The organism is Solwaraspora sp. WMMA2059, assembly GCF_027497315.1.
In the GTDB taxonomy this organism is placed as follows: Bacteria; Actinomycetota; Actinomycetes; order Mycobacteriales; family Micromonosporaceae; genus Micromonospora_E.
Genome location: NZ_CP114908.1, coordinates 501,803 through 521,563, shown reverse-complemented (window position 1 = coordinate 521,563; position 19,761 = coordinate 501,803). Strand labels below are relative to the sequence as shown.

At 72.2% G+C, this 19,761-nt stretch carries 21 protein-coding genes; 11 read left to right on the top strand and 10 right to left on the bottom strand.

What is annotated here, in order from left to right; translation table 11 throughout:
• Nucleotides 1-53 precede the first annotated feature (53 nt).
• Entirely contained in the window at nucleotides 54-4,358 is a 4,305-nt protein-coding gene (locus tag O7553_RS02425) for a S8 family serine peptidase (protein WP_281553262.1), read from the top strand.
• A gap of 83 nt (nucleotides 4,359-4,441) precedes the next feature.
• A complete protein-coding gene (locus O7553_RS02420) occupies nucleotides 4,442-5,371 on the top strand; it encodes a YegS/Rv2252/BmrU family lipid kinase (RefSeq protein WP_281553261.1) in 930 nt (309 codons plus the stop codon).
• A 90-nt stretch (nucleotides 5,372-5,461) separates the two neighbouring features.
• On the opposite strand, the gene O7553_RS02415 is transcribed toward O7553_RS02420, so the two are convergent.
• Nucleotides 5,462-5,602 (bottom strand): RICIN domain-containing protein, encoded by a 141-nt coding sequence (locus tag O7553_RS02415; protein ID WP_281553260.1) that lies wholly within the window; start codon nucleotides 5,600-5,602, stop codon nucleotides 5,462-5,464.
• Between the two features lie 63 nt (nucleotides 5,603-5,665).
• Nucleotides 5,666-6,748 (bottom strand): MerR family DNA-binding transcriptional regulator, encoded by a 1,083-nt coding sequence (locus O7553_RS02410; RefSeq protein WP_281555432.1) that lies wholly within the window; start codon nucleotides 6,746-6,748, stop codon nucleotides 5,666-5,668.
• A 226-nt stretch (nucleotides 6,749-6,974) separates the two neighbouring features.
• Here O7553_RS02410 and O7553_RS02405 point away from each other — a divergent pair, with 226 nt between their 5' ends.
• The 3 genes from O7553_RS02405 to O7553_RS02395 are packed head-to-tail and all read left to right on the top strand — an operon-like array spanning nucleotide 6,975 to nucleotide 8,907.
• The gene (locus tag O7553_RS02405; RefSeq protein WP_281553259.1) at nucleotides 6,975-7,601 is read left to right on the top strand and encodes a DUF1349 domain-containing protein; all 627 of its coding nucleotides are present in this window, start codon (nucleotides 6,975-6,977) and stop codon (nucleotides 7,599-7,601) included.
• A complete protein-coding gene (locus O7553_RS02400) occupies nucleotides 7,598-8,020 on the top strand; it encodes a hypothetical protein (protein ID WP_281553258.1) in 423 nt (140 codons plus the stop codon). Before O7553_RS02405 ends, O7553_RS02400 begins: the two co-directional genes overlap by 4 nt.
• Nucleotides 8,017-8,907, top strand: a complete 891-nt coding sequence (locus O7553_RS02395) for a hypothetical protein (protein WP_281553257.1) — start codon at nucleotides 8,017-8,019, stop codon at nucleotides 8,905-8,907. Before O7553_RS02400 ends, O7553_RS02395 begins: the two co-directional genes overlap by 4 nt.
• A gap of 53 nt (nucleotides 8,908-8,960) precedes the next feature.
• Here O7553_RS02395 and O7553_RS02390 read toward each other — a convergent pair whose 3' ends face one another.
• Together O7553_RS02390 and O7553_RS02385 are read right to left on the bottom strand one after the other, a co-directional pair.
• Nucleotides 8,961-9,413 (bottom strand): DUF4345 domain-containing protein, encoded by a 453-nt coding sequence (locus O7553_RS02390; protein WP_281553256.1) that lies wholly within the window; start codon nucleotides 9,411-9,413, stop codon nucleotides 8,961-8,963.
• Nucleotides 9,410-10,231 (bottom strand): NAD(P)H-binding protein, encoded by an 822-nt coding sequence (locus tag O7553_RS02385; RefSeq protein WP_281553255.1) that lies wholly within the window; start codon nucleotides 10,229-10,231, stop codon nucleotides 9,410-9,412. Before O7553_RS02385 ends, O7553_RS02390 begins: the two co-directional genes overlap by 4 nt.
• Before the next feature lie 182 nt (nucleotides 10,232-10,413).
• On the opposite strand from O7553_RS02385, the gene O7553_RS02380 reads away from it, so the two are divergent.
• The 5 genes from O7553_RS02380 (at nucleotide 10,414) to O7553_RS02360 (ending at nucleotide 15,304) form a co-directional block, all read left to right on the top strand.
• On the top strand, nucleotides 10,414-11,427 hold the full coding sequence (locus tag O7553_RS02380) for an AraC family transcriptional regulator (RefSeq protein WP_281553254.1): 1,014 nt from the start codon (nucleotides 10,414-10,416) through the stop codon (nucleotides 11,425-11,427).
• Between the two features lie 43 nt (nucleotides 11,428-11,470).
• A complete protein-coding gene (locus O7553_RS02375) occupies nucleotides 11,471-12,241 on the top strand; it encodes an alpha/beta hydrolase family protein (protein WP_281553253.1) in 771 nt (256 codons plus the stop codon).
• Nucleotides 12,238-12,798: a hypothetical protein gene (locus tag O7553_RS02370; RefSeq protein WP_281553252.1), complete on the top strand. Its 561-nt coding sequence runs from the start codon at nucleotides 12,238-12,240 to the stop codon at nucleotides 12,796-12,798. The genes O7553_RS02375 and O7553_RS02370 overlap by 4 nt, the downstream gene beginning before the upstream one ends.
• Before the next feature lie 299 nt (nucleotides 12,799-13,097).
• Entirely contained in the window at nucleotides 13,098-14,072 is a 975-nt protein-coding gene (locus O7553_RS02365) for a hypothetical protein (protein WP_281553251.1), read from the top strand.
• Nucleotides 14,073-14,833: 761 nt separating this feature from the next.
• Entirely contained in the window at nucleotides 14,834-15,304 is a 471-nt protein-coding gene (locus O7553_RS02360; RefSeq protein ID WP_281553250.1) for a hemerythrin domain-containing protein, read from the top strand.
• Nucleotides 15,305-15,369: 65 nt separating this feature from the next.
• On the opposite strand, the gene O7553_RS02355 is transcribed toward O7553_RS02360, so the two are convergent.
• The 5 genes from O7553_RS02355 to O7553_RS02335 all read right to left on the bottom strand — a co-directional run bounded on the left by O7553_RS02355 (nucleotide 15,370) and on the right by O7553_RS02335 (nucleotide 18,476).
• The gene (locus tag O7553_RS02355) at nucleotides 15,370-16,035 is read right to left on the bottom strand and encodes a TetR/AcrR family transcriptional regulator (RefSeq protein WP_281553249.1); all 666 of its coding nucleotides are present in this window, start codon (nucleotides 16,033-16,035) and stop codon (nucleotides 15,370-15,372) included.
• Nucleotides 16,032-16,703: a DUF4166 domain-containing protein gene (locus tag O7553_RS02350; RefSeq protein WP_281553248.1), complete on the bottom strand. Its 672-nt coding sequence runs from the start codon at nucleotides 16,701-16,703 to the stop codon at nucleotides 16,032-16,034. The genes O7553_RS02355 and O7553_RS02350 overlap by 4 nt, the downstream gene beginning before the upstream one ends.
• Nucleotides 16,700-17,365, bottom strand: a complete 666-nt coding sequence (locus O7553_RS02345; protein WP_281553247.1) for an SRPBCC family protein — start codon at nucleotides 17,363-17,365, stop codon at nucleotides 16,700-16,702. Before O7553_RS02345 ends, O7553_RS02350 begins: the two co-directional genes overlap by 4 nt.
• A 101-nt stretch (nucleotides 17,366-17,466) precedes the next feature.
• On the bottom strand, nucleotides 17,467-18,054 hold the full coding sequence (locus O7553_RS02340) for a DUF4232 domain-containing protein (protein ID WP_281553246.1): 588 nt from the start codon (nucleotides 18,052-18,054) through the stop codon (nucleotides 17,467-17,469).
• A complete protein-coding gene (locus O7553_RS02335; RefSeq protein WP_281553245.1) occupies nucleotides 18,051-18,476 on the bottom strand; it encodes a hypothetical protein in 426 nt (141 codons plus the stop codon). Before O7553_RS02335 ends, O7553_RS02340 begins: the two co-directional genes overlap by 4 nt.
• A 147-nt stretch (nucleotides 18,477-18,623) precedes the next feature.
• On the opposite strand from O7553_RS02335, the gene O7553_RS02330 reads away from it, so the two are divergent.
• Entirely contained in the window at nucleotides 18,624-18,803 is a 180-nt protein-coding gene (locus O7553_RS02330) for a DUF6767 domain-containing protein (protein WP_281553244.1), read from the top strand.
• Between the two features lie 57 nt (nucleotides 18,804-18,860).
• On the opposite strand, the gene O7553_RS02325 is transcribed toward O7553_RS02330, so the two are convergent.
• Nucleotides 18,861-19,613, bottom strand: coding sequence for a peptidase E (locus O7553_RS02325; protein ID WP_281553243.1), 753 nt, complete (start codon nucleotides 19,611-19,613; stop codon nucleotides 18,861-18,863).
• Nucleotides 19,614-19,761 lie beyond the last annotated feature (148 nt).

Genomic DNA, 19,761 nt, shown 5'->3' with positions numbered 1-19,761 from the left:
CGATCTTCGATGCCAACCGGTTGATCCCGGCCCTGCGATCCAGGAGACGATCGATGTCAGGACGCAAGCCCTCCCTACCACGACTATTGCCCCGGGCACGCCGCCTGCTGGCCGTCACCGCTGGTGCCGTGCTGGCCGGCGGGCTACTCGGCGTACCACTGCCCGTCTCGGCCGCGCCCACCGACGGCGGTGCCGACGCCCCCGGTGCCGGCACCGCCGCAGTCGCCGAGGAACTACAGGCCACAGTCGCCGAATCGACCGGCGACCGGGTCCAGGCGCTGCTGATGCTGCCCAACCCGCAGCGCTATCCGACCAACCCGGACACCGCCGTCGACCAGCTGCGCGCCCACTCCGAGGAGATCCAGGCCGAGGTCGAGACGGCGCTGGAGGAGCGGGCCGAGACCGCCGGCGACGTACGGGTGGTCAACCGCTTCTGGATCACCAACATGCTGCTCGTCGAGTTCACCGCCGACGCTTCCCGGCTGTCGGCGCTGGCGAGCCTGCCCGGCGTGCAACGGGTGCTGCCGAACTTCACCCTGAGCGTGCCGGAGACCGAGATGACCGCCGCCGCCGACCCGGCCGCGTCGATCATCGACGACCGGATCACCTGGGGCATGGACCGCATCGGCGTCGAAAAGGTCTGGACCGAGCTCGGTCTGGACGGCGCCGGCGTCCGGGTGGTCACCCTGGACACCGGGGTCGCCATCGACCACCCCGACCTGGTCGGCAAGATGGCCACCGACGACCCGACCGACCCGACCTATCCGGGTGGCTGGATGGAGTTCAGCTCCGCCGGCGGTCTGGTGGCCTCCGAGCCGCACGACTCGTCCACCCATGGTACGCACGTCTCCGGCACTATCCACGGTGGTGCGGCGTCCGGCGTGACAATCGGCGGCGCGCCCGGTGCCGAGATGGCACACGGCCTGGTGATCCCCGGCGGAAACGGCTCCTTCGCGCAGGTCGCCGCCGGCATGCAGTGGGCGGTCGCACCGACCGACTCGGCCGGCACCCCGGCGGGCCGCCCGGCCGACGTGGTCAGCATGTCGCTCGGCGCGGCGATCTACGCGACGGAGATGGTCGCCCCGACCCGGGCGATCGTCGCCGCCGGCGCATTCCCGTCGTTCGCCATCGGCAACGAGGACATCTTCGGCAGCTGCGGCGTCGGCTCGTCCAGCCCCGGCAACGTCTACGAGGCCGTCGGCGTCGGCGCCACCGACATCGACGACAACGTCGCCGACTTCTCCTGCGGCAACGTGGTCAACAAGTCCAGCTGGGCCAGCCCGCCCGCGGACTGGCCGGACAGCTGGGTCACCCCGGACCTGTCCGCCCCGGGCGACGAGGTGTGGTCGGCCAGGCCGGGTGGCGGATACGGCTACGCCAGCGGCACCTCGATGGCCACCCCGCACACCAGCGCGGTCGCCGCGCTGCTGCTGCAGGGCGCACCGGAGCTCAGCGTCGACGCGACCCGTACCGCGCTGATCGACACCGCGTTCTGGGACGACCGGTACGCCGACGTGGCACCCGACACCCGCTACGGCCACGGCCGGATCGACGCGTACGCCGCCGCCGTGCAGGTGGCGCTCGACAGTGGCGTGACCGGACGGGTCACCACCGACGGCACCGGCGCCCCGGTCGCCGACGCCACCGTCACCGTCACGCCGGGCGGGGCCTCGGTGCGTACCGGGGACGACGGCAGCTTCACCCTGCGGCTGGCACCGGGCAGCTACACGCTGACCGCCACCGCGTTCGGTCACGAGACCGCCAGCGTCGCCGACGTCGTCGTGGTCGAAGAGTCGTTCACCACCGTCGACCTGGCGATGGTGCCGCTGCCAATCGGGGTGGTCACCGGCGCCGCGACGTTCGACGAGAGCGGTCACGGCGTACCCGGGGTGACGGTCACGGTCTCCGCCGACGGCGCGCCGGTCGGCAGCCCGGTGGTCACCGGCACCGACGGTAGCTACCGGCTCGAACTGCCGGCCGGGAGCTACCGGATCACGGCCGACCATCCCCGCTTCGATGTCTCCCCGGCCATCGAGGTGACCATTCCGGAAGGCGGCGCGGTCACCGCCGACTTCACGCTCAGTCCACCGCCACAGACGGTCGCCCTGGTCGGCAGCTACGTCGACACGTACGCCGACGAGATCTTCGCCCCACGCGGCATCGAGACGGTGATCTACGACTGGGACGAGCTGGTGGCCGCCGCCGACCATCCGGTCGTGGTACTCGGCTACGGGGTGAGCAGCGACTACGACGAGGCGACCTTCCAGGCGTTCCTGGACGCCACCGACGCCGCCGGCACCGGGGTGATCTTCACCGACCACGCCTACAGCACCGGCAACGGCATCCGGCAGCTGTCCCAGCACACCGGGCAGCCCGTCTCGACCGGTTCCAACACCGGCGGCACCGGTGTGGCCGAGTCGTACTACGAGGTGACCGCCGAACACCCGATCCTCGACGGGTACGCCGTCGGTGACCGGATTCCGCTGGACGACAGCACCCAGGCCAAGTGGATCGCCTGGTTCGGCGACTACTCCGGCGACGGCCGGCAGACCCTCGCCGACCTGGGCCGCAGCGACACCACCGGGATCTACGGCGGCGGCATCGGCGTCGACCAGCGGGCCACCAACCGGCACGTGCTGCTGTCCACCCACGGTGTGTCGGTGACCCGTGGCCCGGTCGACTGGACCGAGCAGGCCACCCAGGTGTTCCTCGACGCGATCGACTGGGCGGCCCGCCCGGCCGAGGAAGGGCAGCCGTACTTCGCCGTGCACGGGTTGACGGTCGACCCGGAGGTGGTGAAGAGCAACGAACCGGTACGGGTCACCGCCCAGGTGAAGAACATCGGCGCGGCGGCCGGTCCGTACCAGGCGGTGCTGCGGGTCGACGGTGAGTCGGCGGCGACCACCACGGTCAACGTCGGCTCCGGCGTGAACCAGACGGTCAGCTGGACGGTGCAGCGGGCCGAGCTGGGCAACTATGCCGTGACGCTCGAGTACCTGACCGGGTCGTTCCGGGTGCGTCCGCCCCGGGTGAGCCTCACCGCACGTACGGTCGATGCTCCGGACGCCGAACCCGGCCCGCTGGCCGGCGCCGCGGTCGAGCTGGTCCACGACGGCGCGGTGATCCCGGTCGGTGCCACCGACGACGCCGGCACCCTCACCTTCGAGACGCCGGCCGCCGTCGACCGGTACACCCTGGTGGTGCGCAAGGCCGCGACCGACGATGGTACGTCGTACCTACTGCACAAGGTGATCACGGTGTTCGACGACGACGAGGTGCTGTTCGCGCCCCGGGTGCTGGCCGGTGGGCCGGCCGGGGCCGAGGCGGCCCAGGATCTGTCGGCCCGGGTGGACCTCGCCGCCGACCTGGTCGGCAGCGGCCATGAGGCGACCGTCTACCTGCGCCCGGCCGGCACCGCGCCGTGGGCGTACTCGTTCGGGCCCGGACCGCTTGTCGCGACGCTGGACAGCTACCAGGCGGTCACCGTGCACCAGCTGCCCCGGTTGGAACGCGACTGGTGGCTGGTCAGCGAGATCCTGCCGGAGATGGACTGGATCGACCCGTTCGACGCCACGTTCGGCTTCGGCGGCGCGGCGCAGGTCGAGCTGGCCGCTTCGACACCGGAACCCGGTTCGGTCGAGGTGGACTGGTCGGTGACCGATGCGCACGGTCACCCGTTCGCGACGGTGCGCGCCACCGACGTACGGCCGTTCGTCGACCTGCCGGCGGTGACCCGCCTGGAGGACGTCGTGCCGGCGGTACGGGCGTTGGCGCCCAACGAGGCCCGGCCGGTGCTGCGGCTGTCCGACCCGACCGGCGCCGAGATCCGGGCCGGCTACCTCGACTGGGCGGCCCAGCCGTACGGGTTCGAGGTCGCCGACCCGCAGCCCGGCCGGTACCAGCTCCAACTGGAGCTGGACACCGGCTGGTACAGCGGGCTGGTCGACGCCGAGTCGTCCCTCGTGCTGGCCGAGGCGGCGACGATCACCTCGACCTACCCGCAGAGCGCCGAGGTCGACGGCTGGTTCCATCCCGAGGTCCGGGTGGTCAACCCGAGCGGGGTCGACCAGGGCACCGCCGAGTCGACGCTGACGGTCACCCACCCCGACGGTGACCTGCTCGCCCGCGACGTCGCGGTGCAGCTGCGGGTCGACGGGGCCTGGGTCCGGATCCCGATGTCCGTGCAGGACGGCGCCCTGGTCGGCACCATCTCGCCGGAGGTGGCGCTGACCGCCGGCACCGACCTGACCTGGGAGCTGCACGTACGCACCCGCCGACCCGGCGAGTTCACCTTCACCCACCAGCTGACCGGCGGTGCGGTGGCAGTGACCGCCAGCTCGGCGGTGACGGTGAGCTGACGACACCTGACAGGTGAGATCCTCACCGGCCGCGCGACCCCCGGGCCAGGGGGTCGCGCGGCCGGTGAGGATAAGGTCTGGCCGTGCGGACCAAGCAGGAGTTGACCGACGCCATCCGGCAGCAACGGCGGGCGGTGCTGATCGTCAACGCCAGGTCCCGCCGGGGCCGCCGGTTCTACACCGACGCCGCCCGCAGACTGACCGACGCCGGCTTCGAGCTGATCGCCAGCTACCCGGTCGACGAGCCCGGTGAGTTGGAGAGCAGCCTGGACGAGGCGGTCCGGATGGCCCCGGACCTGCTGATCGCCGGCGGCGGGGACGGCACCATCGGGGCCGCCGCCCGGCTGCTCGCCCACCGCGACATCGCGCTCGGGCTGCTGCCGTTGGGCACCACCAACAACTTCGCCCGTACCCTCGGGATCCCGATCGACCTGGACGCGGCGGTCCGCGTCATCAGCTCCGGCAAGGTGATCGACGTCGATCTCGGCCTCGCCGGTGATCTGTCGTTCGCCAACCACGTCGGTATCGGGCTGTCCGCCGAGGTGATGCTGCGTACTCCGCCCCGGCTGAAACGGGTGGTCGGCAAGTTCGCCTATCCGGCGACGGCGGCGGCGTTGATGGCCCGGCACCGTCCGCTACGGGTCAGCGTCCGGACCGCCAGCAGCAACCGGGACTTCCAGACCCATCAGCTGTACGTCGCCAACGGCGGTCACCAGGCCGGCCGGCCGATCACCGCGGACGCCAACGCCGACGACCGGCTGCTGGTGGCGTACCCGGTCGGCGGCGCGACCCGGCAGAGCCTGCTGGGTGCGACGGTACGCAACGCGGCGACCGGCCACCGGCGTACCCTGCGGCACGACCCGTTCCTCGCGGTCGGCGAGCTGCTGGTCGAGACGGACCGGCCGGCGCCCGTGGAGATCGACGGTGAGGTGTGCGGGGAGACCCCGATCAGGCTGCGGGTCGACGCCAACGCGCTGCGGGTGATGGCTGCGGCCGGGACCGTCGACCACTGACAGAGACCGCGCGGCCGGTTGCGCGAGTCCGGCCGGCCGCCGGGTGGGCCGGCCGCCCGGGTACGGGCGACCGGCCCGAGCCGGTACGGGTCAGACGAACCGCCAGAGCGTGTGGTTCTGGCCGTTGTCGTCCGAGGTCACGATCTGCGCCCCCTGCACGGTGGAGCCACCGGTGACCCCGAGCACCTTGCCTCCGTTGGCGCAGTTCGCGGTCGCCCTGCGCGGCAGCACGATGGTTGCCGCGCGCGGCGCGGTCCGGCCCTGGGCCCCGTCCCGGGCCGGACCGCGCCGACGTCAGTGCCGGATCGGCATCAGCAGCGAACAGCTCCGGTCGTCGTCGGGCAGTCGCACGGCCAGCGGCCGGATCGGCCCGTCCAGCTCCAGCACCAGCTGACCGCCGCCGGCGGCCACCACCGCCTGCAGCAGGAACTCCCGGTTCACCGCGACGTACCGATCCGGTGCGGCCTGCCAGGCCGCCTCGTCGACGCATTCGACGGTACCGTCGTCGGTCGCCGCCAGCACCGCGACCGGGTGGGCGACGCCGAGGTGTTCGCGTACCACCGCCGGGGCCCGGTCGGGTGCCAGCGCCCGTCGCAACTCGGTGGCGTCCACGGTGACCTGCCGTCGGCCCTCGGCGCCCCGGACCGGCAGCAACGGCCGGTAGTCGGGAAAGTCGTGGTCCAGCGGGTCGGTGGTGATCCGCCAGCCCGGCGCGCAGGCGTCGACGCCGTCCGGACCGAAGGCCAGTTCCGCTACCGGGTTACGGTCGACCTGGCTGCGTACGCCGGTCACGAAGCCGCCGGGCACCAGGACCGTCACCGCCGGGCCGTCGACCGCCGTCGGGACGAGTTCGGCGACCGCCATGCGGTAACGGTCGGTCGCGGCCAACCGTACGGCGTCGGTGGAGACCTCGACGTGCACCCCGGCCAGGGCGGGAATCTCGGGGTCGGTGCCGACGGCGAACCGTACGGCGTCCAGCGCGCCGGCCAGGTCGGCGGCGTCGACGGTGACCCGGGTCGTGGTTGTGGTCATGGTGGTTCGGTTCTCCTCGGCATCGAGCAGGGCATGGATGCGGGAGAGCTCCCGACGGGCATCGGCCAGGCCGTCCTGCAGCCGGCGCAGGTGCACGTCGAGCAGCCGCCGGGCCACCGTGACGTCGGGCAACGCCCGGACCGCCTCGGTGATCTCGGCCAGCGGCAGGCCGACCCGGCGCAGCCCGGCCAGCAGCCGGGCGGCGCGCAGCTGACTCACGGCGTACCACCGGTAGCCGGTGTGCGGATCCACCGCGGCCGGCACCAGCACGCCGGCGGCGTCGTAGAACCGCAGCGCGCTGACGGTCAGCCCGCTGGCGCGGGCCGTCTCGCCGATGCTGTGCATGTCGCTCTCCACGTCCATGGACTCTGCGGCCTCGACCAGGTCGAGGGTCAAGGCCAGCCGGGGTCAAGGCCAGCCGGGGTCAAGGCCGGCCCGGGGTCAAGGCCGGCCGGGTACCGGAGCCGACGGGCCGGGCCAGCGGCGGGATGCCGGCCCGTGGCAGCATTGCAGTTCCGACCAGATCGATGTGCGCGTCCGACGAGACCGACATGCCCCGCCGGGAGGCAGGATGACCCCGCAGGCACCTCCGCCGCCCGCGATCGCCGGGCTGCCGCCGCTCGCCTGGCAGCACACGCCGGTGGCAGCGGATCATCACGCCGGTCGGCAGGCCCTGTCGCTCACCGCAGGCGCCGGCACCGACTGGTTCGTCGACCCGGTCGGCGAGTACCGCACCCACAACGCACCGGCGCTGCTGTTCGACTGCCCGGACGGCGAGTTCGCGCTCTCCGCCCGGGTCACGGTCGACTTCACGGCCGCGTTCGACGCCGGCGTGCTGTGTCTGCGTATCGACGAGGAACACTGGGCGAAGCTGTGCTTCGAATACTCACCGCAGGGTCGGCCGATGGTGGTGACCGTGGTGACCAACGGCACCTCCGACGACGCCAACGCGGTCACCGTCGAAGCGTCCAGCGTCCACCTCCGGGTGCTGCGCAAGGGGTCGGCGTACGCGTTCCACTACTCACTCGACGGCATGTCGTGGCAGTTCGCCCGACTGTTCCGGCTGACCGGTGCCGCCGATGCGCCGACCCGGGCCGGCTTCCTCGCCCAGTCGCCCACCGGTGACCGCTGCACCGCCACGTTCGAGCAGATCAGTCTGGACGACGTGGTTCCGGACGATCTGCGCAGTGGGCGGTGACCCGGACGGTGGTCCCGGACCGGCCGCCCGAGTCACGCATCGACGAGCTGGTCGGCGAGTCGGCCGACCACAGCCGGCGGGGTGACTGGTCGGCGGCGGTCCGCTGCCAGCGGCAGGCCGTCGACCTGGCCGGTGAGCTGCTCGACGACGCGCCGGACGACGCGCGACGGCGGACCGGGCTGGGTGGCCTGTGCTACCGGCTCGGCTCGCTGTACCTCGCCGACCGGGATCCGGCGGCGGCGGTGGCGGCGCTGGACGACGCGGTACGCGCGTACGCCGGGCTGGTCGGTGCCGTGCCCGACGCGGAGCTGACGCTGGCCGACGTGCTGGCCCGCCGTGGTCTCGCCCAGTCGGTACGGGGTGGGCCGCCTCGGCGGAGGTCGACGCCGACGCGGCGGTCCTGGCCTATCTGTCGGTGACCGGCGGCGATCCGGCCCACCCGCGACGCCGGGACCTGGCCCGGGTGCTGGCGTCCAACGCCGCGACGCTGGCACCGGACGGTGACCCGCACCTCGCGATCGCCTCGGCCAACGCCGCGCTGGGCTACTACGGCCATCCCGACGCAGACGGAAACGACGCGGACAGCAATGACGCGGACGGCACCGTCGACAGTGGGTACGTACACAGTGCAGCGGTGGTGTCGGCACTGCTGAACTTCGTCGACGGCCGGGTGGTCGAGGGCTTCGTACCGGCGGCGGTGATCGCCGCCGGTCTCCCGCCGGGCCAGGCCCGGCAGGCGCTGGAGGCCGAGTTGCGGGTGGTCGACGGGCTGCTCTCGATGGCCGGTGGCCCGGTGCCGTTCCCACCGGAGATGGGTCGCAGCCTGGCGCGGCTGGTGCTGCCGACCGTGCGGGACCGGGGCCTGCTGTGGGTGCCGGCCGACGACTGGCTGGACCGGGCGGCCCAGCCGACGCTGACAGCGGTGGCGCAGCGGCACACCGCCGGGGCCGGGCAGGCGACACCGCTGGAGACGGCGACGCCGCGCAGCGATCCGACGTTGCTCTGGACCACATCGATGCGCTGGCTGTCCGGGCTGTCGTTGGAGGCGGCGGTGCAGCTGGCGACGGTCGCCGTCGACGTGCTGCCCACGGCGTCGGCGTACGCCGACGGACGGCGGCTGGCGCTGGCCGCGCACGCGTTGCTCGCCAGCGCGTACCGGGCCGCCCCCGGCCGGCCCCCGCCGGAACCGGCGGCGTACCTGCCGGTCTGGCAGCGGCTGCTGGAGGTGGCCACCGGCAGCTGCCGGGCGGCCGGTGACGACCCGCTTGCCGACGACTTCGACGCATGGCGCGCCCGGTTGGGGTGACCGGGCGCGCACCTGTGCGACGGTTACCGGCAGGACTCGCACCTGCGCGACGGTTACGGTGCCGGATTCGCACCTGCACGGCGGTTACGGTGCAGGACGTACCCGCAGGCCGTGCCGAGGACCAGCTCGGCGACGGCAGCGGCGACCAGACCGGTGGCCGGCATCCCGTCCAGAGCGATGCTGAGCAGCCGGGACAGTCCGTACGCCAGATAGACGGTCGCCCCGATCAGCGCCGCGGCGAAGGTCAGCCGGCGGACGAACGCCCCGAGGGTGACCAGGATCCCGGTGGCCAGCAGTGCCCCGCCGGCTGCCCGGGTCTCGCTGAGCAGGCTGCTGTTGCCGGCGAAGTCGATGCCGTTGCCGGCGTGGAAGGCGTCCGGTGCGGTCAGGACCGCGCCCCCGATACCGACCACGACCAGGCCGGCGACGCCGAGGATCACCTTCTGGCTGCGGGTACGGGTGCTGGTGCGGGGTGCGTCGGTTGCCTGGCCGGCGACGGTGGTCACCGCCGCCACACCCCGGCGGCGGCCGCCTGCCGGCAGAAGTCGGCGAAGTCCCGCGGGGCCCGGCCCAGCGCCCGCTCGACGCCGTCACCGAGCGACGCGTTGCGCCCGTCGAACACCTCCACGCACAGGTCGGTGAGCAGCCGCGCGTAGTCCGGCCCCAGCTGCGAGACCAGGGCGAGATGGAACTGCTCGGCGGTGACCGGCTGGTAGCCCACGGCCCGGCCGCTGGCCGCGGCGATCTCCGCCGTCGCCTGCGCGAAGGTGAGCAGGCGCGGCCCGGTGACGTCGTACATCCGGCCGTCGTGCCGGCGGTCGGTGAGCACCGCCACCGCGACGTCGGCGACGTCGTCGACGTCCACGAACGGCTCGGCCACCTCGCCGGCGGGCAGGGCCACCGTCCCGGCCAGGACCGGGCCGAGCAGGTGTCCTTCGGTGAAGTTCTGGTTGAACCAGCTGGCCCGCACGATGCCGTAGGTCAGCCCGGAACTGGCGACGATCGCCTCACAGCGGCCGGCGTTGGTCTCGCCCCGACCGGAGAGCAGGACCAGTTTGCGGACACCGGCGTCGCGGGCGGCGGCGGTGAACTTTTCGACCACGGTGGGCGCTTCGGGTGCGGCTAGGTCCGGCGAGTACGACAGGTAAACGGCGTCCACCCCGCGCAGCGCGGCGGGCCAGCTGGCCGGCTCCGCCCAGTGGAACGGCTGCTCGCCCTGGCGGCTGGCCCGGATCACGGGGTGGCCGAGTGTGGTGAGCTGGTCGGCGATGCGCCGGCCGGTCTTGCCGGTCGCCCCGGTGACGAGCACTGACGGTCGTGACATGGCGTGGGATCTCCCGTTCGGTCTGGGTGTCGCGGACAGGCTTTTACCGTCCGCTGCTGGCCACCCGCCTGGGTCGGCGAATCGTCCGACCCGGGCGGGTGCTGCCTTACCGATCAGCCTGCCGGGGCGTCGGCGGCGGAACAATGATCGTGATGCCTGATTTCTTTGCGTAGCGTCCAGGCTTGTGGACGGTTGGCAAACTCTCCGGGAAGCTGGGCAGGGTGTGGACGACACCCGGTTGCGCGATCCCGGCGATCAGCGACCCGCTCGGCGAGACCCTGCACATGTTCCGGCTGACCGGCACCCTCTACTGCCGGGCCGAGCTGACCGCCCCGTGGGGCATCGACGTGCCCGCCCTGCCGGGCTGCATGACGTTGCAGGTCGTCACCGCCGGCCGGTGCTGGCTGGAGGTGGGCGACGCCCAGCCGTACCTGATCGGGCCGGGCAGTCTGACGCTGATCCCGGACGGTGTCCCGCACCGGTTCCGCAGCGCCCCGGCCGCGTCGACGCGGCCGTTGTTCGACATCCCGGTGCAGCAGCTCAGCGACCGGTACGAAATCATGCGGCACGGTGGCGGCGGCGAGCTCACCCAGGTGACGTACGCGGTGCTGCGCCCGGACCACGTCGCCGCCCGGCGGCTGATCGCCCAGCTGCCGCCGGTGCTGCATCTCGACCGGTTCGACGACGACGAGTCGGGGTGGCTGCACAGCACGTTGCGGCTGGTCACCCGGGAGGCACAGGCGCTGCGACCGGGCGGTGAGACGATGCTGACCCGGCTGGCCGATGTACTGGTGATCCAGGCGATCCGGTCCTGGTTGGACGCCGCTCCGGAGGCGCGCCAGGGTTGGCTGGCCGCGCTACGCGACGACCAGATCGGCCGGGCGCTGACCGCACTGCACCGCGAGCCGGACCGGGACTGGACGGTGAGCACCCTGGCTCAGCAGGCCGGCATGTCCCGGTCGGCGTTCGCCGCCCGGTTCACCGAGCTGGTCGGTGAACCAGCGATCCGCTACCTGGCGACCTGGCGGCTGCAGCTGGCCCACGACCATCTGCAGCGCTGCGCGGACCCGCTGCCGGTCGTCGCCCGCCGGTTCGGCTATCAGTCGGAGGCGGCGTTCTGCCGGGCCTTCAAACGGGCGTACGGGGTACCGCCGGGCCAGGTCCGTCGGGAACGGCGCGGCGCCGGGAACGACTGACCCGACCGGAGGCCGCCGTCCGGTGAACCGGCACACTGGGCGGATGGCACACCTGCGGGTCGACTTCTACTCCGACGTTCTGGAGCAGGCCACCTCGATGACCGTCCTGCTGCCCCAGCACACCAGGACCCGGATCGGCGCTCCGGCGCGGGCCGGCGACACCGATCCCCCGGTGCTCTATCTGCTGCACGGGCTCACCGACGACGCCACCGCCTGGACCCGGTACAGCTCCATCGAGCGGTACGCCGAGGAGCGCGGCCTGGCCGTGGTGATGCCCCAGGTGCACCGCAGCATGTACGCCGACGAGGTGCACGGAGCGCCGTTCTGGACCTTCCTGTCCACCGAACTGCCGGCCGTGGTCGACTCGTTCTTCCGGGTCTCCCGACGGCGGGAGGACACCTTCGTCGCGGGCCTGTCGATGGGCGGGTACGGGGCGTTGCGCTGGGCGCTGCGCCAGCCGCACCGGTTCGCGGCGGCGGCCAGCCTGTCCGGCGTACTCGACGTGGCCGCCCGCCAGCACGGACCGTCGGTGTCCGCCACCGACCCGCTGATGCGGCGGGTCTTCGGCGAGCAGGACATCGCCGGCAGCGACGACGACCTGCTCGCGGTGCTCGACCGGGCCGACCCGACGGCGTTGCCACAGCTCTGGCTGTGCTGCGGCACCGAGGACGTGCTGTACCCGGACAACGTCCGGTTCCGCGACGCATGCGCCGCCCGGGGCGTTCCACTCACTGTCGACTTCGAAGCCGGTGACCACGTGTGGAGCTACTGGGACGCCAAGATCCGGGACGTACTCGCCTGGCTGCCGTTGTGACCGACGGTGCCGACGCGGCGCGAGTGGCCGCCGGGCTGGGCGACCAGTTGGCCACGCTGACCTTCACCGATCTCGGCACCGAACAGGTCACCAGGACGATCATCGACGCCGTGGTGCGGTGGGGTGCTGGGCAGGGCTGGCGGGTGTACCGGCGGGCGGCCAGCGTACTGCCGCTGCCGCCGCCGATGCAGGGCCGGCACTCGGTCGTCGACGTGGCCTGTGCCCGACCCGACGCGCCGCCGCTGGTGGTCGAGGTGGACCACACCGACCGGCACCGTACGGTGGAGAAACTGCTCGCCGAGGCTGCCGCTGGTCGAGTGGCGATCTGGGTCCGATGGGGCAGTCGTGGCTTCACCGCCCCGCCTGAGCCGGTGCGGATGGTCACCCTGCCGGTCACCGTCCGGACGACCACGGCGCGATCGGGCGTACGGTTGTTCAGCCGGCAGCCGGAGCGGCCGTTGGCACCGCCCAGTCACCGGCCCGGCCCCGTGGCTGCGGCCGGGCCTCCGTCGTCCCTGTTCGACCCGGCCGACGGGGAGCCGCCCGGCGGTGGATGACCGTCCGGCGGGGCGGGCCGGGTGGCCGGATCTTCCCGCTGCGGGCGTCGGAGCTGTCCCCGCTGCGGGTACCGGAGCCATCCCCGTTGTCCACGCGTCGACCACGTGAACCGGTCCCGGCACCCACAGATCGGGACACGGAGGCACGGCGGCTCACGCCCTTCCGCGCAGGAGCGGACCACGCCGGATCCCGCTGTAACCAGTCTCGGCCATGGTGAACGTCCGCAAAAGTCGCATCGCGTGACAGAATCTGGTGCTGATGTCACGGCGAGGACAAGGTGACTCGCCCAGGAAGGACGGTGACATCCGTGTCCGCTGTGGAGGTCAAGTCGGAGCTGCGCACCCTGCGGGCCGGTCGCGGTGTGTCGGCACCCGATCTGTCCGGTCGGCTCGGCGACCACCTGCGTACGCTCTGCGGCAACAGTGCGGTGAACCGCGACGACGAGCCCGCTGAGTTGCGCGAGCGGGTGATCGCCGAGCTGAACAGCCAGGTCCGACGCCTACCGGACGACATGGCGCTGGCGGCGAGGGTCGCGCTGGGGCTGCACCCGCAGGCGCAGGACGCGCATTTCCGTGGCCGGGTCGCCTGGCTGGCCCGACGGCTGGGTCGCGAGGACCGGACCGCGCTGCGCCGGATCAACGAAGCGGAAGTGCTGCTGGCCGAGGCGATCGGCCAGGAGCTGGGCCGGCGCAGCTCCAGCCCGGTCGGCGCCGGCTGGCACGTCGCCGGGCTGCGGGTGCTGGTCCGGCTGGACACCCCGACGATGGAGGCGTACGAGGAACGGCGGATCGTCGCCGACCGGGACGGCGTCGACGAGGTCGTGCTCGGTATGTCGCTGCCCTGCCCACCAGGCAGCGACGGGCTCGACATCCGGGCAGACGTGCACTGGGGTGGGCGGCTGATCAGGCACGAACGACCGCTGCCGCAGCGGTCACAGTTGGTCGTGGGCCTGCCCCGGCCACTCGCCGCCGGTGAGTCGTGCGACTTCAGTGTGGTCACCCGGCTGGGGCCGAGCCAGATCGCCTCACCGCACTACGTGTTGACGGCTACCCGACGGTGCCGGCGCTTCGAGCTGCGAGTGAGATTCGACCCGGACCGGTTGCCCAAGTGGGTGCGGCGAGTGACCGGGGAGCCCGTTCGGTTACTGGACACACCGCAGCCCGGCAGTGAACTGCTGCAGCCGGACGCGGTCGGCGAGGTGTTCACGGATTTCGACGATCCGGAACTGTATCTCGCGTACGGCATCCAGTGGTTTCCGGCACTTCAGCCGTGACGCAGGATCGGAACGGTCGAAACGGGTCAGTCGGTCTCCATCACACATCACCTCCGCTGACGTCGACAGGCAGAATCCGACGGAACTGCCATTGGCAGACAGCGATCAGCTGCGACTCTCCGGACGGTGTCGGGAATCGCGCCGATCAGACGGAACAGGTAGTGGTCGACAACGGTTACCCGGCATCGGCCCGGCAAGTGCCGGCAGCCCGACGACAGGCGGTCGGGTCCCGACCAGGGCGTGACGCTGGCCGCGGATTGCACACAGATGGACTGCACCGCAGACCGGCTTGGCCGGTTGGCGGGCGCGGGCACCAGGCACGTCGCGCAACGCGACGAACCGCTGATTCCTCGTGGCCGGAATCCGGCCACCGATAGGTCAGTTACCGCTGACCGAGGCTACGACAGCGCGGGCCGGCCGGCGCGGCCGTCGACCGCCAAGCGAAACAGCGTCGAATCGCTGGCCGGGTCACCGGACAATGAATGCACATGGCTCAAGTCGAAGCATGATCTGTCTCCCCGTGAGTCGCCGTACAGTAACCTTATCACCGCCCGCCAAGTTTGCCATCGTAAATACGGCGACAACCTGGTCACAGTCCTCTGTCTACAAGACTGACCGGTCCGGCCAGGCCGGTCGGTCCGGGGCCACATCTGGTAACCTCGCCGCAGCGTCGCGTGCCGGTGGCAGTCCGTGTCAGGCATGGAGGCGCCGGACCGGAGGGAGCACGACGTTGACGACCGTCGTTCCTTCGCCCTTCACCCGTGGGTGAGGGCGACGAAGCCAGGCTGGTGGCCTGGAGCCGCGAACTGCGCGGCGTACACAACCGGCTCCGGGAGGCGCTGACCGTTACCCGGGAGGCGTTGGCCGCCGGCCGGCCGGCGGAGTCGGCGACCCGGGATCTGCTGCTGTTCTGTCACGGGTTCTGCGCCGCCCTGACCGCCCACCACGAGGGCGAGGACGATCGACTGTTCCCGGCCATCGCCGCGCAGCATCCCGAGCTGCAGGACACGCTGCGCAACCTGCGGCAGGACCACTCGATGATCGCGTATTTGCTGAGCGGGCTACAGGCCGCCGTGGCGCGGGCCGCGCCGCCCGCCGAGCTGGACCGGCACCTGGACGGCCTGGCCGCGATCATGGAGTCCCACTTCAGGTACGAGGAACGCCAACTGCTGACGGTGCTGGAGACGCTGACGCTGGACGCGGACCCGGGCAGCGTGCTGGGGCCGCTGTGACCCGGCCGGCCGGGCGCCGCCGCGCGTCAGCTCCGGCCCGCCCGTCCGCCGGATCCCACCGCGCGTCAGCTCCGGCTGCCCGGCGTGGCCCGACCCCGGCTGCGGCGGGCGAGCCTGCCCTGCAATGCCCGGCGGGCGACCGGCCCCAGGTCGTCGACGACGTCGACCAGCACCGCCAACTGTTCCAACGCGGCCAACACGTCGTCGGCGCCGGGCCGGTCGACCCCTTCGTACAGCTCCAGGCCGATGAACCCGGCGGCGACGGCGCGGGCCAGGCCAGGCGGGTCCGCCAACCCGGCCAACGGCGATCCGGCCAGCACCCGGCGGAGCACCAGTTCGATCTCGTCGGTCCACAGCCGCAGCGCGGCCGCCGCAGCCGGAGCGAGCCGCTCGTCGGTCTGCGCACCCGCCAACACCTGGGCCAGCACCGCGACGTTGCCGGCCTCGCGTTCCTGTTCGTGCAGTTCACGGCCCAGGTCGAGCAGCTCGCCGAGGGACCGTACGGCGGCGAACCGGTCCCGGTAGTCGGCCACCCGCTCGGCGGTGGCCGTCTGGCAGGCCGCGACGAGCAGGTCGTCAAGGGTGCCGAAGTGGTAGAAGACCAGCGCCTGGTTGACTCCGGCGCAGCCGGCGACGGTACGGGCGGACACTCCGGCGATGCCGTACCTGCGGATCGCCTGCACCGCCCCGTCCATCAACCGTTGCCTGGTGGAGGTGGGGGCACTGTTCATACCCGAGCATTCTCCCGCAGCGGGCGCACCGCAGCGGGTACCGGGGCCGTCCCCGTGTCCACGTACTGTGCCGTGAACCGGCCCCGGTACCCGAACACCGGGCCGAGGAAGCGGTTGGTCACCCGTACCTCGATCCGGAAACACCCGTCGGAGCCGTCCCACCACTCGTGGACCTCGGCGCAGCCGGACAGGGCGTGGGGAAAACGCCGGCCGGCGTAGCGCTGCTCGCCGGTACGGACCACCAGCCCGCCGCGCCGGTCGACGGCGAGGCTCAGCAGCACCGCGTAGTGCTGATGGGTGCCGAGATAGTCCACGATGGCCGACCGGGCCGGGCTGTAGACCATCGTCGCGTCGAACCGACGGCGACGGTGCGCGGCGACGTCGAAGGTGCGGACGAAGGTGACCGTCTCCCGGCCGAAGCTGTCCCGGTACGCGTAGTTGCCGATGCTGAACGGGACGTCGGCGCCCTGCTCGGGAAAGAGGATGTGGCGGGTCGCGCCGAGGCGCAGCAACGGCACGGTGACCGCCGGGCCGTGCCAGATCCGGTCCATCACCCCGGTGCCGACGCAGCTCGTCCGCTCCTGACTGCTGATCCCGAAGCGTTGCCGCAGTCGCGGGTGCAGCCGGTCGAAGTCGGCACCGAGCGCCTGTCGGAAGATCGAGGTCACCGGGGCACTGCCCGGGTCACACGGGTGGCGGCCCGCCGGTAGCGGCGCGGCCGGCACCGTCGGGCCGCCGGGGTGGTCGGCAGCGGCGGCGCGAGCGCGACCAGCGGTACGGCCACCAGCGCGAGCCGGTGATCGAGCGCGACGGCGGCGACCACCAGGATGAGCCGGGCGGTGACCTCGGCGAGTGCCCGGTCGCGGCTGCGCTCCGGCGGTACGCCCTGCTCCAGCCACAGTCGCAGCCGGTCGAACGACCACGCGGTAGCCCAGCCGAAGGCAGGGCGGAAGGCCCGGTCGGCGAGCGGGCCGAGGCGACCCCACCCGGGCGTGTAGTCGTAGCCGGTCCAGAACCGGACGCCGTTGAGGGTCGGCTGGTAGCGCCAGAAGCCGTGGCCGGCTCGGATCAGCGACAGCTTGTGGTCGCAGGTGAACCGCAACGCGGAGGCAGCGGAGCCGTCGGGTCGGCGGCGCTCGCCGGTGGACTGTCCGGTGCCGGCGACGGTCAGGCCGGGCAGCAGCCGGGTGGCGTACCGGAACCGTCCCTGCGACCCGTACGGCTCGATCCGGGTGAAGCGCAGGTCCCACCGGGCGTGCCGGGCCGGGTCCTGGGTGTACCGCCACACCTGGTCAACCGGGGCCTGGATCAGCGTCTCGATGTACAGCACGCCAGACCTCCCTGGTTTGAGCGAACGCTCAACTGAGAGGTTAGCACGAGTTTGAGCAGTCGCTCAAATGATCGGTGGCCGCGCTGACCTGCAGGCGGCGATCAGTCGACCGGGGCCCACGGACTGACCGCGACCCGGCCGGTGGTGCCGATGTCGAGGCCGCCGTCGGGCTCCAGCACCTGCGCCGGTACGCCCGCAGCCGGCGCCACGGCCAGGAAGCTGCCGTGCGTCGGCGGCACCCGTACATCGTCCACGGTGTTGCGCCAGACCAGGACCGCGCCGGCCCGCTCGCCCGGCTGCACCGTGACCGGAACAGGGCTGCCGGCCACGGTGTCGACCCGGGCGATCACCTCGGCACCCTCGATCACCTCGACCGCCAGTGGCTGCAGTTGCCCGTCGAGGACCGTGAGCTCCGGGAAGCCGTCGACGTGCACCGGTTCCTCGGCACCCTTGACCAGCCGAATCGGCATCGCCCGCAGACCCATCGCGGCGTCCACCGCACCCAGACTGAGCAGCGCTCCGGAGTCCGGGCAGTCAGGTGACGGGTCCGCCGACGGCACCGGCGTCGGCGTGGGAACGGGTGCCACATCGTTGTCCGGTGGCTGCGGACCCGGTTGCGGCAGCTGACCGGCACAGCCGGCGAGCAGCACCGCCGCCAGCAGCAGCGCACCGGCCCGTCGGCGGATCACCGGTCGCCCGTCTGGTTCCCGGAGACAGGCTCGCCGCCGCCGTCGCTGCCGCCGTCCTTCTCGTCCTCGTCGAACGGTCCGTCCTCGTCGTCCTCGTCGAACGGTTCGTCGCTCCACCGCCACCAGGCCTCGTCGCCCTCGACGTGCAGCAGGAACTCCGGCACCGCCGCCCCGTCCGGGTCGATCAGCACGACCGCGGCCCGAACCTGCTGGTACGCCCGCTCCCAGGCGCCGTCGTCCGGACCGTCCTCGACCACCCGCATCGCCCGCAGCTCCGCGTCGAAGATCGGCCGCAGCGGCGCGAACGACTCGGTCGGCCGGAAGGTGGCGTACAACCAGGGGAAGTCGCCGTCGGTCACGGCCAGATCAGCCAGCAGCACGCCGTCGTGGTCGCGCAGCGACCAGTTCGCCCCGAATCCCATGCCACCCATCTCTTCCGCCGCGCGCCGCCGTCGGCACAGTAGTACGGCCGGGCACCTACCGTGGCGCCCCGTCCCAGGCCTGAGGTCCGGCTCGCCGGGTGCCGTCCGGCCCTGCCGCCGGCCGCGTCGACCCGGGACCGTGAGGGTATGACCGCGCGAGTGCACCACCGACGCCCCGAGGCGAAATGCCCGATCCGGCCGGGCGAGCCCTGCACGCTGTGCCTGCCCGGTGCCACCGGTCCGGCCGACTGCGGCCTCGTCTACCTGGTGATGAGCGACGACGAACTCCGTGCCGGGCTGCATGCGAACCGCCGGGTCACGGCATGATTGATCATGGCTTAGCGGGTTGACGCCAACGGCGTCGAGCATCCCGCCGGTCCCGGCTCACGTCCGCCGGGCGGCACCGATCAGCCGGGTCGGGATCGACCGTTCCACCACTGTCCCGTGCCGTTCGCCCGGCTCTACCCGGTACGCCCCGGCGCCGGGCAGGCTGCTGACCGCCTCGACCAGTTCGGTACCGACGTAGTGCAGGCCGACTCCGTCGTCGGTGGCGTGCCCGGCCGGCAGGTCGCCTGACGCGACGCACTCCAGGTACCGCCTCCGACGCGGCTGGTCCGCCAGGTCGTGATGCACGCCGTTGCTGTACGGCAACAACCCCAACGCGTCGGTGACCGGGTCGAGCCGCTCGGAGAACGAGTCGGTCACCCCGCTGGTGTGCCAGCAGATGCTGCCGGCGCTGCCCCCGCCCAGCACCACACCGGCCGCCCAGCACTCGCGAAGGATGGCGTCAACCCGGTGCGCCCGCCACACAGCGAGCAGATTCACCACGCTGCCGCCCGTCACCCAGATCAGCTGCTGCTCGCGCAGGAACGCCCCGACGTCGTCGACGTTCGGCCGAGGAAACAGCTGCAGGTGGGACGGGATCACCTGCTTGGCGTCGCCGACCGCCGCGTAAAAGGACTCGATCACGTCTGGCTGGTCACCGGTGGCGGTTGGCACCAGGCAGACCTTCGCCACCGGCACGCCGGTCAACGAGATCGCGTGGTCGAGCAGTGCGCTGCGGCGCGGAGCCGGTTCACCCGGCGGCGGGTGCAGGATGCCGGAGACGGCGAAGATCTGGCGACGACCTGGGGGCACCTGCCCATCATGCAGGAACCAGCGCCGCCTTCAACGAATGACTCAAGATCTATTACACGTTTTCAAGCTATATGTTACCTGTAGGCGGCTGAGCAAGATATATAGTGCTTACATCCGATTTGCGGGGTTAACGGCCGAGACCTGGTTT